The following is a 15788-nucleotide window of genomic DNA, read 5'->3' as shown; positions in this document are numbered from 1 at the left end:
TGTACCCCGTCCGGGAGGGTCAGGGCGCGGGCCTGGGCACGATCGCGAACCTTCTGTACCCCAGCGCCGGGTTGCGCTCGCGCGTGCTCGCGATGCGATCCGCGGCGATCCAGGCGACCGCGACATCCGTCTGCTCGCCGATCGCGACGACCTCCACCCCCATCGGATCGACCACCATGCTGTTGCCCGCCCCGACGGGCGGCGCGTGGTCGGCCGCGGCGACGTAGATCGTGTTCTCGATGGCGCGGGCCGTGACGAGGGTGCGCCAGTGGTGCTCCTTGAGCGGTCCGCGCACCCACTCCGCGGGCAGCAGCACGACGTCGGCGCCCGCGTCGACGATGCGCCGCGTGACCTCGGGGAAGCGGATGTCGTAGCAGGTCTGCAGGCCGACGGTGAGACCCGCCCACGCGAACGTCTCGGGCTCGGCGACCTCCCCCGGCACGACCCAGTCGGACTCGCGATCGCCGAACGCGTCGTAGAGGTGCAGCTTGCGGTAGGTCGCGACGATCGCGCCGGTCGGGTCGATCGCGACGAGCGTGTTCGACACCTTGCCCACGGCCGACCCGTCGGCCCGATCGGGCCGCGCCTCGACGAGCCCCGCGACCAGGTGGATGCCGTGCTCGCGGGCGAGGGCGGCGAGGGCCGCGACGAAGGCTCCGTCGAGGCTCTGACCGCCGGCGACGAAGTCGGGGCCGAGGCTCGGCACGAAGAACGACGAGTACTCGGGCAGCACGACGAGGCTCGCGCCGCGGGCGACCGCGGTGGCGACGAGCCCGGCGATGGCGGCGAGGTTCGCGTCCGCGTCGGCGCCGGGTGCGAACTGCGCGACGGCGAGCGCGGCGGGCGGGGGCGTCATCCGTTCAGCCTAGGGCGACGGTGCGCCCGACCGGGCCGGGAATAGCCTCGGGTGACGCCCGGTTTCGCAGTCGATGCATCCGCATGGAACGGGTGCGAGGACCGAGGAGGACCCATGGCCGTCGAGTTCGGCATCGACACGTTCGGCGACGTGACCATCGACGGGACCGGGGAGCGCACGCCGCACGCGCAGGTGCTCCGCGACGTCGTCGAGGAGGGTGTCGCCGCCGACCGCGCGGGTCTCGACTTCTTCGGGCTCGGCGAGCACCACCGGGCGGACTTCGCCGTGAGCTCCCCGGAGGTCGTGCTCGCGGCGATCGCGGCGCGCACCGAGCGCATCCGCCTCGGCTCGGCGGTCACCGTGCTGTCGTCGGACGACCCCGTGCGCGTCTTCCAGCGGTTCAGCGAGCTCGACGGCATCTCGTCGGGACGCGCCGAGGTCATCATCGGCCGCGGATCGTTCACCGAGTCGTTCCCGCTGTTCGGGCTCGACCTGCAGGACTACGAACGGCTCTTCGAGGAGCGCATCGAGCTCTTCGCCGAGCTGCTGACGGAGGGACCGGTCACCTGGCGGGGTGCCACGCGCGCCGCGCTCAGCGAGCAGCGCGTGTACCCGAGCTCGCACTCCGGCGCCATCCGCACCTGGGTGGGCGTGGGCGGGAGCCCGGAGTCGGTCGTGCGCGCGGCCCGCCACCGGATGCCCCTCATGCTCGCGATCATCGGCGGCGCCCACGCGCACTTCGCCCCCTACGTCGACCTCTACCACCGCGCGCTCGCGCAGTTCGGCGCGCCCGATCTCCCCGTGGGCGTGCACTCGCCCGGGCACGTCGCCGCGACGGACGCGCTCGCGCGCGATCGGTACTTCGAGCACTACAGCGGCATGGTCGCCACGATCGGCCGGGAGCGCGGCTGGCCGCCCCTCACGCGCGAGGCGTTCGAGCACGATGTCGACGAGGGCGCGCTCGTCGTGGGCAGCCCCGAGACGGTCGCGCAGAAGATCGCCGGGGTCGTGCGCGCCCTCGGCCTCTCGCGCTTCGATCTCAAGTACTCGGCGGGCACGCTGCCCCACACGGCGCTGCTCGAGACGATCGAGCTCTACGGCACCGCCGTGGTGCCGCGCGTGCGCGAGCTCCTCGCTGAGGACTGAGCCGCCGGTCGGTCGAGGAGCCCGCGAGCGCAACCACCCCGCTGGTCGAGGAGCCCGCGAGCGCAGCGAGCCGGCGTCTCGAAACCAGCACGGTGCCGTCCGCGAGCGGTGGTCCCGGGACACGTCACTCGCCGCGCTCGCGGCGCCCCTCGACCGCCTCATGGAGGGTCAGAGTGACGCTGCCGTCGGCGGCGACCTCGGCCGCGATGTCGCGGTAGTCGCGGATGCGCGGCAGCCCCGCCGTCACGGCCGCGTCGAGCCCGCCGACCACGATGACGCGCGCACCGGCCGCGAGGCCCGAGCGGATGCCCGCCTCGGCGTCCTCGAGAACGATCGCGTCTGCCGGCTCGACGCCGAGCAGCTCGGCGGCGGCGAGGTACGGGTCGGGCGCGGGCTTGCCGCGCTCGACGAGGTCGGCCGTGACCACCGCGTCCGGCAGCGGGAGACCGCACGCCGCCATCCGGATCTCCGCGAGGTCGCGCGTCGCGCTCGTCACGAGGGCCACGGATGCGCGCGGCAGCCCCGCGAGGAAGTCCACGGCGCCGGGCAGCGGCACGATGCCCTCGCGGTCCTCGCGCTCGATCGCGCCGAGCTCGCGCGTGACGGCCTCGGCATCCGTGCCCTCGGGAGCGTGCTGCCGCACCGTCTCGACCATGCGCACGCCGTGGCTGGTCGCGAGGATGTCGGCCACGTCGAGGCCGAACCGGTCCGCGAAGACGCCCCAGATGCGCTCGACGGCGGCCGTCGAGTCGATGAGCGTGCCGTCCATGTCGAAGAGCAGGGCGCGGGCGGACAGGGTCGTCATGGGGGCTCCCGAGGTGCTCGCGAACGTGCGGTGTGTGGCGCGGCACGCCGCGCTCCAACCTATCGCGGGCGCGGCTGCCTACGCGGACTGGAGCGTGTGCAGCCGCGCGTAAGCGCCGCCCGCGGCGAGCAGGCTCTCGTGCGTGCCCTTCTCGATGATTCGGCCCGCATCGAGCACGACGATCCTGTCGGCCGCCCGGATCGTCGACAGCCGGTGGGCCACCACGAGCGTCGTCCTGTCGTGCATGAGCGTCGCGAGCGCGGCCTTGACCTGCTGCTCCGACTCGGCATCGAGGGCGCTCGTCGCCTCGTCGAGGAGCAGGATGCGCGGGTCGCGCACGAGCGCGCGCGCGATCGCGAGGCGCTGGCGCTGGCCCCCGGAGAGTCGGGCGCCGCGGGGACCGACGACCGTGTCCCATCCGTCGGGCAGGGTGTCGACGACGTCGAGGGCGTGGGCCTGCTCGAGGGCCAGCCGGACGCGCGCGTCGGACACGTGCTCGAGCCCGTACGTGACGTTCTCACGGATGGAGCCTTCGAACAGCACCGACTCCTGGGGCACCACGGAGACGAATTGCCGCACGGTCCGCAGATCGAGCGTCTCCATGTCGACCCCGTCGAGCAGCACCCGGCCCGAGGTCGGGCGCAGGAAGCCGAGCACGAGATTGAGCAGCGTGGACTTGCCCGAGCCCGAGTGACCCACGAACGCCACGGTCTCCCCGGCCGGGATGTCGAGGTCGAGGTGGCCGAGCGCCGACGACGTCGATCCCGGAAAGCGGAAGTGCACGTCGTCGAGGCGGATGCCGCCCCGCACCGCGTCGACGCGCGCCTTGCCCTCGTTGCGCTCGACATCCGGCTCCTGCAGCACCTCGGCGATCGACCGCACCGACTCGCCGCCGCGTGTGACCATCGGCAGGAGCGCGATGAACTGCGTGAGCGCGCCCGTCAGGAGCGCGAAGTACCCGCTCAGGAGCACGACCTGGCCCGCACTGATCGGCAGCCAGCCGAGGATCGACGCGAGAGCGGCGAGCACGAGGCATCCGACCCCCAGCACTTGGAAGGCGACCCAGGTGGACGCGCCGAACCGGCTGTTGAGCGCGTCGAGGTCCATGCCGGCGGCGCGCACGTGCTCGGCGCTCGCCGACACGCGAGTGGTGGCCATCCGCTCGAGTCCGTGCGCGCGTGACACCGGGATGAGGCTCGCCATCTCGCCGACGTTCGACGAGAGTCGCTCCATCTCGAGGCGGAGCGCCTCGTTGCGGCGCGCCGAGCGCCTGCGCATCACGAGCGTGAGGGTGGCCGCGATCGGCACCGTGACGAGGTAGACGACGAGGAACGCGGGGGCGCTGATCGCGGTCATCACCAGCGCGCCGCCCATCACGAGGATGGCGGAGAGGGCGCTCGGCCCTGTCTGCTGCAGCATGAGCTCGATGTTCTCGACGTCGCGGACGACCTTCGACTGCATCACGGCCGCGCTCGACCTCGAGTGGAATCCGATCGAGAGGCTCTGCATGCGCTGCGCGAGGCTGTTGCGCAGATTCGACCCGAGCTGACGGCTCGCGCCGTTGTAGAGCCGCACGAACACGACGCTCGTGGGCACGTTGACCACGAGCAGCACGACCGCCGCGATGGCCAGCATCCCGAGGCGAGGCAGGGGCCCGCGCGCGACGACGATGTCGACGATCCCCGCGGTGATGACGGGCATGAGCCACAGCGGGCTGTCCTTCACGACGAACGCAGCGAGCGCCACCACGAGACGTCCGCGGAACGGCCGCAGCATCCTCACAATGCTGCGGAACGGCCGCTCCCCGTCGACCTCGGTCACGTCAGCGCGGGCGCGACGACGGACCACCACGTCTGCGCGATGAGCTCGTGCCCGCCCGCGCTGGGGTGCGCGCTGTCGTCGATGACGCTGGCCGCCCCCTCGGCAGCGGCGCGCTCGGTGAACAGGTCGTGCAGCGGGATGTGGATGGCGTCGAATCGCGCGGCGAGCTCGCGCGCGACGACGAACTTGGCGGCGAGGTCGTCCGCGAACCACGACTCCTGCTCGGGCAGCACCGGCACGAGGAACGGCTCCATGATCACGAGCTGCCGCAGCTCGAGCTCCGCGCGAACACGCTCGAGCAGCGTCGTGTGGTTCGCCTCGACTCCGACGCCGCGGACATCTCCGCGACGCGGCGCACGTAGCCCGCTCCGAGGAATCCGCTCGGGTCGGTGCGTCTGCACGCGTCGGTGATGCTGTCGCCGGTGAACAGCGCGGTCATGGTGAGTGTCATGGTTCGTCAGTGCTCGGATCGGTAGAACAGCAGCTGCCGGCGTCCGGGGGCGGCGTCCCATCCCTGGCTGAACAGCCAGCGATCGCGCCAGCGGATGAGTCCGCCCCACGCGAGGGTTCCGCCGGGCGCGCGGCGCACCGGCGTGAAGGGGTCGGACACGGCGTATTCGGTGCGCGCGGCCGCCCATCCGCTCTCGTCGCTGAGAAAGTAGTCGAGCACGATGCGGTCGTCGATGACGGTCGCCGTCGCGATCTCGTGCAGGTGACCGCCGATGTCGCCCAGGTAGTCGATCGGCTCGAACTCCCACGACACGAGGTCGGTCGACCGGCCCACGTGCAGCACGCCGTCGAATCCCTCCGACACGTACATGAGGTACTGGCCGTCGATCGCGACGGCCGAGCCGTCGGCGGCGCGCGGGATCACGGCGCCCTTCGCCCACAGCCGGCTCTCCTCGTGCCGCGTGATCGGCCCGTGCTTGGTCCAGGTGACGAGGTCGGTCGAGGTGGCGACGCTCATGTCGCACCCGATGTCACCCACCGGATAGCCGGGAGACGGATGCCGCGACCGCTGCGCTTCTGTCGTCGCGAAGACCGCGTTGTAGAACAGTGCGAACCCCTCGGGCCTGCGGTAGACCTTGGGGTCCTCGACGCCGAGCTCCTCGCCGGGCAGCGTCGGCCACACGACCGGGTTGGCGGCGTCGTCGCGCCAGCCCTCGTCGGTGAGCACGGCGTGGCCGATGCGCGAGGAGAGCGACTCCTTGCGCGGGGAGGCCCGGTAGAAGACGTGCAGGAACCCCCCGACCTCGATCACCGACGGGTTGATGAGCGACTCGCTCGACCAGCCGACACCGGCCGGGTCGCGCCACTGCGCGTCGAGCTCGAAGGTGAGCTCGGGGTCGACGCGAAATGGCCCGGGCGCCCACCCGGGCTGCTCGACGTCCTGGTCGAGGAAGGTCTGCTCCGAGAGCACGTCCGTGTGCGGGTTCTCCGTCGCTTTCGCGTCCGCCAGGGCGCGTTCGGCATCCGTCATGACGCGTCGCCCGGCGTGCGGGCCCCGGTGTCGACCCGGATGAGGCGGGCCACGCCGATGCGACTGTCGGCCATGCCGTAGAAGACGTAGGTCTCCCCGTCGATGACCTCGATGGCCGTGGGGAAGACGACGTTCGCGACGATGCCGTCGACCTCGGCATCCGTCTCCGGGCTCAGCAGCGGATGCGGCGTGCGCGCGAGCAGTCGGCTCGGGTCGCGCTCGTCGAGCAACATGGCGCCGGCGCAGTAGCGCACGTTCGACTGCGGCTCGAAGCTGCCGCCCGAGATCTCGCCCGACACGCCGTGGTGCAGCAGGAGCCACCCTTCGGGCACTCGGATCGGTGCTGGGCCGGCGCCGATCTTGATCGCCTCCCAGTCGTGCGCGGGTCCGGCGACGAACCGGTGCGAGCCGAACCGCACGAGCCGGGCGATGTCCGCCTCGACCTCGGCGGCCGGGATGTACGAGATCCAGATGCTCGGTCGATCGTCAGGGGCTACTGCGGGGGCCGTGGAGACCTCGTCGGGGCGGCTGAAGCCGAGCTCCCACATCGGACGGTGCAGGGCCGCATAGCTCGGCGTGCCATCCGGCGCCGGCACGACCTCGGGGAAGAACACGACGTCCTTGTTGGGGAACAGGTTCAGATCGGTGTCGAGCGCATCGTCGTAATCGAACAGCACGGGGCCGAGACGGGTCCACTCCGTCAGGTCGCGGGAGATCGCGAGCGCCGGGCGCGGACCCATCGGGCCGAAGGCGACATAGGTCATGACGTGCACGCCGAGCGACGGGATCGCCGTGATCCGCGGGTCCTCCGTGCCGCCGTGCTCCGTGCCGTGCTCCCACGCCCGGGCCGGCTCGAGCACCACGCCCTCGCGCTCGACCCCCGTCGGCACGCCGTCGGTCGTCACCACGCGTGCGCGCCCCACCCGTGAGAAATTGCCCGCCGAGACCAGACGCGGGAACAGGATGAGATCGCCCTCGGGCGACCACGCGGCGGCGGGATTGAGCACACCCTCGGCTTCCAGGGGGTTGCCGGGCTCGGGCGCCATCACCTCGCCCACCCGCTCCAGCGCGTAAGGGATGGCCGTAGATCGTTCGGTGAAGGTCATGGTGTCTTTCTGTGGGGAACTCGGTCAGCCCGTCATGCTTGGCGAGGAGGGGATCGATGATGCGGCTCCGACGAGCGCGGCCACCGGCGGACACGCGTCACAAGCGCTGAAGGCGGCTGAGGCGGAGCGAGCGTTTTCGGTTCGTTCTGGCGATGGGCGGCACTTGTCACGCGTTGGCAGTTCCACACCCTGTCGTGTGAAACAAAACGTTTCGGCCAGGTTGAACTTATCACGCGCGCGGGCCCCTCTCGCAAGCAACGGCTCACCCGCGACTCGCCCGCGCCGCCGTCACCGCGTCGGCACGTGCCGACTGAGGCGCGGGCAGTCCGCAGAACGCGGCCGCGGAAAGGGCGAGCGTTGCGGCGTTTGCGACAACGACGTGGATCTTCTTCATTGAACATCTCCCGAAAGGCCGAAACGTTTCGGCATTAAGAGCCTAGGACGTCTCGGTTCCCGCGTCAACCATGGAGCGTGCGTCGACGCCAGACCCTCACCGACTGACGAGCAGCTCTATCTGCTGCACGACGAAGCGCGACTCCGCGATCAGGCGCCATCGGCGGGCGCGGACAGGGGTGAGCGCAAAGGGACGCAATTGTGCGTCCCACAGGAATACGGCATCCGAACGCAGCACGCTTTCCCAGCGCTCGCCGGAGCGACGCTCCAGTCGAAAGCGATGTCGGCCGGCAATGGCGCTCGCGAGGGTAAAGCAGTGGGGGGCGGCCCCGGCCGCGAGAGACACCTCGATCCACGCACCCGCCTCGAGCACGAGGCCGGGCTCGCACGCTTCGTCGTCGACCACTCCGACCGCGTCGCCGACGACGCCCGGTGAGACGCGCACCACGGCGTCTGAGGTCAGATCGTGCAGCACCGTCGGGAGCTGCCCAGGCGCCGTGAGAGAAGGGGGCTCGCTGTCGACCGCACTCCCCCACGCGGTCGGCCGCTCGGAGAGCACGACGTCGATGGTCGCACCCCGGGCGATGAGATCGTGCGGCACGAACGTGCTGTGCCACGGTTCGCCGTTGATGCGCACCGACTCCACGTAGCGGTGGGCTCGATCGAGGCCGAGCGCCCTGATCGTGAGCCAGCGCTCGTCTCCCATCCTGATCCGGGCGCACGGCACCGACGGCGCCACCAGCACGTAGCCGGCGCTCCCCGGCACGAGGGGATACAACCCGAGTGCGGCGAACACCCACCACGCCGCCATCTCGCCGTTGTCCTCATCGCCCGGCCACCCTTGACCGATCTCACCGCCCGTGAACATGCGCTCGACGGCCGTGCGCACCGCGTCCTGGGCGAGGTCCGGGCGACCGGCGAACAACGCCATGAACGGGATGTGGTGGGCCGGTTGATTCGATGGCGCCCACTGCCCCGACCGGAGGTTGCGAGCCTCGACCATCTCGTGGATGACGCCGGGATACGAGCCGCTGATGGTGACGTCGCCGCGCTCCGGCGTCGCGAAGAACTCGTCGAGCTTGCGACCGAGTGCCTCCCGCCCACCGTGAAGCGCGGCGAGCCCCGCACCGTCGTGCGGCACGGTGAACGCGGTGCCCCAGCCGTTCGTCTCGGTGTAGTCGTGCCCCCAGACTCGCGGGTCGTAGTGCTCCGGGTCGGCGCGGAACCGTCCGCGGCTGTCGCGGCCCACGAAGAACCCGGTGCGCGCGTCGAAAACGGTCGCGTACGACGTGGCGCGGGCGGTGAAATAGTCCACCGCGGCGTCGAGCTCCTCATAGCGGGGATGGTCGTTCGCCGTGCGCATCCGCAACTCGTCGGCGAGCCGGGCGACCGCGAGGTCGTTGATCGCACCGTCAAGCGTCCACGAGAGCCCCTCGGGCACGGAGGTGTCCACCCAGCCCCGGTAGGGAGAGGTCGCCATGCCCTTCCGTCCGACGCGGGCGACGGGCGGGATGACGGTCGCGTTCCGCAGCGCCGAGTCGAACGCCGACCACAGGTCGAGGCGATGGTCCTCCGGTCCCGACGCGGCACCGACACGCACGGGCACGCCCGCCGCGACGGCATGGGCGAGCACGATGTCGTTCGAGGTGCCCGTCATGGAGTCGATGGGGCCGGGCGCCGCCCAGCGGCTCGTCCATCCGCTCGCGCGATAGTGCTCGACGAACCCGTCGAGCAGGCGCGCCGCGAGATCGGGATCGAGCAGCGCGTAGAGCGGCCACGCGGTGCGGTAGACATCCCAGAAGCCGTGGTTGACGCTCAGCTCGCCCCGGCGTACCCGCGCGCCGGTGCGCTCGGCGTCCGACCCGGCGACGGGGTCGAAGGGACTGGCGTAGTGCGGATCCGGGTGTTCCGCGGTCCCCAGGTTCTCGTGACCGCGGGACGGGAACAGTCCCACCCGATACAGTGCCGTTGCCATCATCGCGCGCTGCTCGGGGCTGGCATCGGGGAGCTCCACACGCCCGATCCATTCGTCCCAGGCATCCGCCGAGCGCTCGCGCACGACCTCGAAGTCGTCGTCGGCACGGTCGAGCACCAGGTTCCGGCCCGCCTGGTCGGTGCCGATGAAGCTCGTGGCCAGCCGCAGGGTGACCGTGCGGCTGGCATCGAGCCCGACCCTCACCCACCCGGCCGGCGAAGACGCGGTCGCCGCTAACGGCCCGCGCCGGATGCTCCCGCACGCCACCACCGGACGATCGACGTGCGCGTGGAGGTAGGCGCGCGGCGCTGCCGCGCGGTCGGCCTGCGCCTCGGCCCCGTCGTCGGTATACGCGGTGAGGACCGCATCGGATGATGTCGGCCGCGGCTCGGGCAGCCGCAGCTCGCCGCGGCCGCCGATCTGATCGAAGACGAGCAGTCCCTCGTCGGTTCCGGGCGGCCAGGTGAACCGCAGCAGCACGGTGTGGTCGGTGGCCGTCATCTCGGCCAGGATGCCGCCGTCCAATCGCACGCGATAGTCGTGCGGCCGCGCGATCTCGTCATCATGCGAGAAGCCGAGGGCACGGGCCTCCGGAGTGCTGGGAACAGACTCATTGGCGAATGCGGGCATGACCTGGAAGACACCACGGTCGCGCATCCACGGGCTCGGCAGGTGCGAGGTCGCGAACGCCTGCAGCGCCGGCCGGTTGTCGTCGCGGTTGTCCGCGTGCCACGAGTACGGCCAGCCTGGCGAATCGGCGCGGGTGACCGGGATGCCGCCGACGAAGCCGCCCGGAACAGCCACGGTCGGTACACAGTTGCCCCGCGACAGGCCGGGGGCCGACATCGAGCCCTGCCGGATCCGCGCCCGATCGACCGGGCGAGCCGGCTCGACAGGGATGGGCCGGATGCCGAGCACGTCGATCCAGCCGGTCAGCAATCCGCGACGACCCCCAGCTCGCGTCTCCTCCAGGTGGACGTCGACCCCCGCCACGACCTCCCCGACGGCCGCGGCCAGCCCGACGCGCACGAGATTCCACTGGTCGGGGTGCAGGGTGCGGCCCTCGTGCTGGGCGCGCGCGCTCACCGCCACCCCGTACTGGTCGACCGGCGCTCGCGCGCTCAGCCGACCACCGCTGGCGAACACGAGATCCACCGCGACGGCATCGGCAGCGAACCCGTCCACGGCATCGGCACCGGCATCCCATTCGGGAAGCACGGCGTAGCACAGCTCCTCCTCCGGGCCGATGCGGTGTCCTCGGAGGTCCACGCCGACATCACCGGGCACCTCGACGCCGCCTGCGCCGAACACATAGGCGGCGGCGGGAGAAACGAACCCGGCGCCAGGGCGGGAAGTGGCCGCGTGCGCCACCGACGGTCCGGATCGCGGCGCCGCCCCAGACACAGTCAACGGCCCGAGTCCACCCGCCGCAGGCGGAAGGTCGCGACCTCGAACGGTCGCAGGTCGACGGCGATGCTCGATGCATCCGCCGCCTGGGTGAGCGGAACGGCACCGGTGATCCGCTCGAGCAGGTCGACGCGATGCCCGTCGGACCACCGGCCGGCGACCTGGAGCGTCGCGTGCGCACGGGCACCGAGCGCCTCGTATACGCGCACGATGAGGTCGCCCGAGCGGTCGTCGGCGAGCTTCACCGCGCTGACCAGCACTGCCGGCGTGGAACTCGCGACGAGCGGCCCGAGCGCAGTGCCGCGTACCGTTCGCCGCGAAGCGTTCACCAGGTGCCCGGTCGCGGTCGCTGCCGCGACATCCGCTCCGGGCACGATCGCGACGCGCATCGTCTGCACGCCCTGGTCCGTCTCGGGGTCGGGGTACCGCGGGGCCCGCAGCAGCGAGAAGCGCGCATCCTGAGTGATCCGGCCGTCGCGCTCGACCCGGGTGACGTCGAAACCGTAGGTCGAATCGTTCGCGAACGCGACTCCGAACCCCGGCTCCTGCACGAGGAACCAGCGCTGCGCGTGCGTCTCGAACCGCGCGTCATCCCACGACGTGTTCTCGTGCGTCGCTCGGGTCTGATAGCCGAACTGGGTCTCCGCGAGCGCGGTGTCGGCGAAGACGTCAACCGGAAACGCGAGCTTGAGGAACTTCTCGCGCTCACGCCAGTCGATGCGGTTGTCGATCACGAGTGCAGCGCCGTCGAGCCCGATCGAGATGCGCTGCTCGATGCTCGAATTGCCGAACGAGCGCTCGACGACGACAGCCGTGCCCTCCACGCGCACGCTCGCTCCCTCAGCGAGGTCGCGGCGCGTCCCGCGGTAGTGCTGATCGACGTCCCACGCGTCCCAGAGGTTGGGGAAGTCCTGGTGCAGCTGCAGCAGGTTGCCTCGAGAGCCAGCCGGGATCGCGTCACGACCAGAGGCGAGATCGATGAGGTGCACCACGAGACCGTCGGCGTCGATCTGCGCCGAGATGCTGCCGCTCGTCAGCAGGATCGAGCCGTCGTCGCGGGACTCGATCGACACCCGCGCCGGCGCGGCGGCATCGATCGCGCCGGACCGCACGCCCGCCGCAGCGACCGGCGCGGCATTGACCGAGAGGTCGCCGTCTGGGTCGAGCTCGGCCCCGAGCGCCCCGAGCGCCGAGCCGACGATGTCCTCGAGCCGGGTAGCGATATCCGCGTAACGGTCGCGCGCTTCGCGGTGCACCCAGGCGATCGACGAGCCCGGCAGGATGTCGTGGAACTGCAGCAGCAGGATGTCGCGCCAGATCGCATCCAGCGCGTCGTACGGATACGGATGCCCCACGCGCACCGCCGCAGCCGCACTCCACAGCTCGGCTTCGACGGCGAGCACTTCGCTGCGTCGGTTGCCTTGCTTCATCGCATGCTGGGTGGTGTACGTGCCCCGGTGCAGTTCGAGGTACAGCTCGCCGCGCCAGACGGGGGGTTCGGGGAGTTCCTCCTTCGCGCGGGCGAAGAACGCGTCCGGCTTCTCCCACGACACCCGCGGGCTGCCCTCGAGGTCGGCGAGTCGCCGGGCGCGGGCGATCATCTCACGCGTCGTGCCTCCGCCCCCGTCACCCCATCCGGTCGGCGCGAGCGACGACGACGCGACGGCCTTCTCGCGGAACTGCCGCGCCGCGAGCGCAAGCTCGGCGCCGGACAGCTGAGAGCTGTAGGTGTCGACCGGTGGGAAGTGCGTGAAGATGCGCGACCCGTCGACGCCCTCCCACAGGAACGTGCTGTGCGGGAACGGGTTGCGCTCGTTCCACGAGAGCTTCTGGGTGAGGAACCATTCGAAGCCGGCGCCGACGAGAAGCTGCGGCAGCGCCGCGGAGTAGCCGAAGCTGTCGGGCAGCCACGCGCCACGGCACTCGATGCCGAACTCGTCCCGAAAGAACCGCTGACCGTAGGTGAATTGACGGATGAGCGCCTCGCCGCTCGGCAGCACGGCATCCGCTTCGACCCACATGCCGCCGACCGGAACGAATCGTCCCCCGGCCACGGCCTGGCGAACGCGTTCGAACACCTCGGGGCGATGCTGCTTGAGCCACGCGTACTGCTGCGCGCTCGACATCGCGTAGACGAACTCGTCGTGCTCGTCGATGAGCGTGACCATCGAGCTCGCCGTCCTCGCGACCTTGCGCACCGTCTCGCGCAGCGGCCAGAGCCACGCGGAGTCGATGTGAGCGTGGCCGACCGCGGCAATGCGATGCGAGGTCTGGCTCGCGGGAGCGGCGAGCAGGGGGGCAAGCGTCTCGCGCGCAGCCGATGCCGTGCCGTCGATATCGGTCAGGTCGAGACGGTCGAGGGCGCGACCGAGACCGACGAGGACGCGTGCGCGTCGCGTCGATTCCGCGGGAAGTTGCTCAGCGAGCTCGAGCAGCACCTCGACGTCGTGCACGAGGTCGAACACCTCCTCCTCGAACACGCACAGATCGGCCCGCTGCACCCGGTAGAGCAACGCCTCGTTCGAGGTCGCCCAGTCGCCCTCGAGCGTCACCCGGAACGGGTCGTCGTCATCGAGGATGAGCGGATTGGATGACGCCTCGACGAAGAACTCGATCCGCTCTCCCCGCGCGGCCGTGCGCGATACGGGTATCCACTGGGCGAGCGGATGCAGCGAGCGCACCGGGGTGCCGTCACCGCGGTAGACGAGTGCTTCGGCCTGAAAACCCGGCTTGCTGCGGTCGAATCCGAGGTCGAACACGATCTCGAGGTGACGCCCGGCGAATTCCGGCGGCACGACGCCCGTCAGCCGAAACCAGGTCGTTCCCCACGCGCGACCCCACGCGTCTCCGACCGCGAACTCCCGATACGGAGCCGAGATGCCGTCCGCGACGGCGATCGGCTCGCCGTTCACCCCGTGGCTTGCGATCGATAGAGGGTGCGCGGCGCTGTACACCGCAGGACGGATCCGCTCTCGCAGCACGCGGCGCACCCGGCCGAGTGTCTGAATGTCGCTTTCGTGCACGCGTCAGCCCTTGACGCTTCCGACGATTCCGCCGATCAGGTAGCGCTGCAGGGCCAGGAATGCAACGACCAGCGGTGCCGCGACGATGAGCGTCGCCGCCGCCAGAAGGCCCCACTCGTTGTTATACGTGCCCTGAAAGGCGTAGAGCCCGAGCGAGATCGGCGCCTTCTGACGATCGGGCAGCAGCACGGTCGCGAGGATGATGTCGTTCCAGATACCGATCGCCTGCAGGATGAAGACCGTGGCGAGCGCCGGACGCGCGAGCGGAACGACGAAGGTGAACAGGTACCGCCAATAGCCGGCACCGTCGACGGCCGCGGCTTCGTCGAGCTCGATGGGGATCGAGCGAGCGTACGCGGCGATGAGGATCGGCCCCACGCCGACCGCTGCGGCCATGATGAGGATGTAGCCGAGTTGGCTGTTGTACAACCCGATGCGCAGCAGCAACTGGAACTGCGTGATGATCGCGTTCGGCAGGAACAGGAGCACCACGAAAAGTCCGTACCACGCCCTCGAGTGCTTGAAGTAGCCCCGCGATACGGGGAACCCGATCATCAGTGAGACGAGGGTGCCGAGTCCCGCTGCGGCGAGCGTGTAGAGCACGCTGTTTCCGATCAGCGCACCGAAGTGGCCGCGATTCCACGCCTCGACGAAGTTGCCGAACTGCGGCGAGGTGACGAGGCCGACGGGGTTGCGGAAGAAGTCCTGGTCGCTCTTCAGCGACGTGTTCAACACGAACAGTAGCGGGAAGAGGTATGCGAACGCGACGACCAGCGCTAGCGCGTAATTGATCACCGACTGCGGCCGGACCCGGCGGCGGCGGCGAGGTGCGGTTTGCGCGGTCACAGCTTCGCCTCGCGTCGGCGCAGGTAGATCAGCACGAGCGAAGAGGCGATGCCCACGATGACGAACTGGATGACCGAGATCGTCGCCGCGTAGCCCTGCGTGTTCCCCAGGCCGCTCGCGGCGTTGCCGCCGAAGGCCTGGGAGAACAGAGCGAGAGAGAGCAGCTGGGTGGCCAGGTTGCTCGGCCCGGTGAGTACGTACGCGAGCTGGTAGCTCTGCAGCGTGCCGACGATGGAGAGCAGCACGTTGGCCGTGACCGATGGGGCGAGCAAGGGCACCGTCACGTTGCGGAAACGCTGCCACCCCGTCGCGCCGTCGATCGCCGCCGCCTCGTAGAGGTCTTCCGGTATGGCCTGAAGTCCCGCGAGGTAGATCACGACGTTGACGCCCAGCCCCATCCAGATCTGCACGAAGATGACCAGTGCCAGCGCGAGGTGGGGATCCCCGAAGAACGCGGACTTCGCGCCGAACCACGACCAGACGGTCGCCGCGGGCCCGCCGCCGGGGTTGAAGAACAGCGTCCAGATCAGACCGATCACCGTCACGCCGAGCACCGTCGGCAGGAACACGATCGCCCGGAAGGCGTTCCGTCCGCGCAGCTTCTGGTTGAGGAGCACCGCGATCGCGATCCCGAGCACGTTGGAGATCAGAGTGACCGTTACTGAGTACACGATGGTGTTACGCAGCGCGTTGAGGTTATACCCGACCTTCGCGGGCGAGAACCAGCGCACGTAGTTCTCAAAGCCCACCCAGTCGACGGGCAGACCAGGCAGACCGCGGATGTTGGTGAAGGAGATGACGAAGACGGCGATCGCCGGAATGAGGCCGAACACGCCGATGACGGCGATGCCGAACCAGAAGGTCAGGCGAAGGGGGGTCCGCCTGCTGAAGGGAAAGTAGTTCATGTGATCCTCGATGGTCGCGACGGGG

Annotated in this window: 12 protein-coding genes; 1 reads left to right on the top strand and 11 read right to left on the bottom strand. The window is 70.4% G+C overall.

Annotation, left to right across the window (positions count from 1 at the left end; translation table 11 throughout):
* Positions 1-19 precede the first annotated feature (19 nt).
* Positions 20-856 (bottom strand): carbon-nitrogen hydrolase family protein, encoded by an 837-nt coding sequence (locus QT381_RS10995; protein ID WP_289248988.1) that lies wholly within the window; start codon positions 854-856, stop codon positions 20-22.
* 114 nt (positions 857-970) lie between these two features.
* Here QT381_RS10995 and QT381_RS10990 point away from each other — a divergent pair, with 114 nt between their 5' ends.
* Positions 971-2002, top strand: a complete 1032-nt coding sequence (locus QT381_RS10990; protein ID WP_289248987.1) for an LLM class flavin-dependent oxidoreductase — start codon at positions 971-973, stop codon at positions 2000-2002.
* A 124-nt stretch (positions 2003-2126) separates the two neighbouring features.
* On the opposite strand, the gene QT381_RS10985 is transcribed toward QT381_RS10990, so the two are convergent.
* The 10 genes from QT381_RS10985 to QT381_RS10940 all read right to left on the bottom strand — a co-directional run bounded on the left by QT381_RS10985 (position 2127) and on the right by QT381_RS10940 (position 15763).
* Positions 2127-2807 carry an HAD-IA family hydrolase gene (locus QT381_RS10985; RefSeq protein ID WP_289248986.1) on the bottom strand — a complete coding sequence of 227 codons (681 nt, stop codon included), beginning with the start codon at positions 2805-2807 and terminating at the stop codon, positions 2127-2129.
* Between the two features lie 78 nt (positions 2808-2885).
* Complete coding sequence (locus QT381_RS10980; protein WP_289248985.1) at positions 2886-4583, bottom strand: ABC transporter ATP-binding protein; 1698 nt, start codon at positions 4581-4583, stop codon at positions 2886-2888.
* Between the two features lie 41 nt (positions 4584-4624).
* Positions 4625-4882, bottom strand: a complete 258-nt coding sequence (locus QT381_RS10975; protein ID WP_289248984.1) for an SGNH/GDSL hydrolase family protein — start codon at positions 4880-4882, stop codon at positions 4625-4627.
* A gap of 2 nt (positions 4883-4884) precedes the next feature.
* Positions 4885-5079 carry a hypothetical protein gene (locus QT381_RS10970; RefSeq protein ID WP_289248983.1) on the bottom strand — a complete coding sequence of 65 codons (195 nt, stop codon included), beginning with the start codon at positions 5077-5079 and terminating at the stop codon, positions 4885-4887.
* Positions 5080-5085: 6 nt separating this feature from the next.
* Positions 5086-6108, bottom strand: a complete 1023-nt coding sequence (locus QT381_RS10965; protein ID WP_289248982.1) for a glycoside hydrolase family 130 protein — start codon at positions 6106-6108, stop codon at positions 5086-5088.
* Positions 6105-7214 carry a glycoside hydrolase family 130 protein gene (locus QT381_RS10960; RefSeq protein ID WP_289248981.1) on the bottom strand — a complete coding sequence of 370 codons (1110 nt, stop codon included), beginning with the start codon at positions 7212-7214 and terminating at the stop codon, positions 6105-6107. The genes QT381_RS10965 and QT381_RS10960 overlap by 4 nt, the downstream gene beginning before the upstream one ends.
* Positions 7215-7704: 490 nt before the next feature.
* Positions 7705-10851: a GH92 family glycosyl hydrolase gene (locus QT381_RS10955; protein ID WP_289248980.1), complete on the bottom strand. Its 3147-nt coding sequence runs from the start codon at positions 10849-10851 to the stop codon at positions 7705-7707.
* A gap of 137 nt (positions 10852-10988) precedes the next feature.
* Positions 10989-13970, bottom strand: coding sequence for an alpha-mannosidase (locus tag QT381_RS10950; RefSeq protein ID WP_502877507.1), 2982 nt, complete (start codon positions 13968-13970; stop codon positions 10989-10991).
* A gap of 45 nt (positions 13971-14015) precedes the next feature.
* Positions 14016-14858, bottom strand: coding sequence for a carbohydrate ABC transporter permease (locus QT381_RS10945; protein WP_289248978.1), 843 nt, complete (start codon positions 14856-14858; stop codon positions 14016-14018).
* Complete coding sequence (locus QT381_RS10940) at positions 14855-15763, bottom strand: carbohydrate ABC transporter permease (RefSeq protein WP_289248977.1); 909 nt, start codon at positions 15761-15763, stop codon at positions 14855-14857. The genes QT381_RS10945 and QT381_RS10940 overlap by 4 nt, the downstream gene beginning before the upstream one ends.
* Positions 15764-15788 lie beyond the last annotated feature (25 nt).

The sequence above is a fragment of the Galbitalea sp. SE-J8 genome (genome assembly GCF_030345695.1).
Classification (GTDB): Bacteria; Actinomycetota; Actinomycetes; order Actinomycetales; family Microbacteriaceae; genus JAUASV01.
Note: the sequence above shows the minus strand (reverse complement) of the source record. Positions and strands in the feature narration are given on the sequence as shown.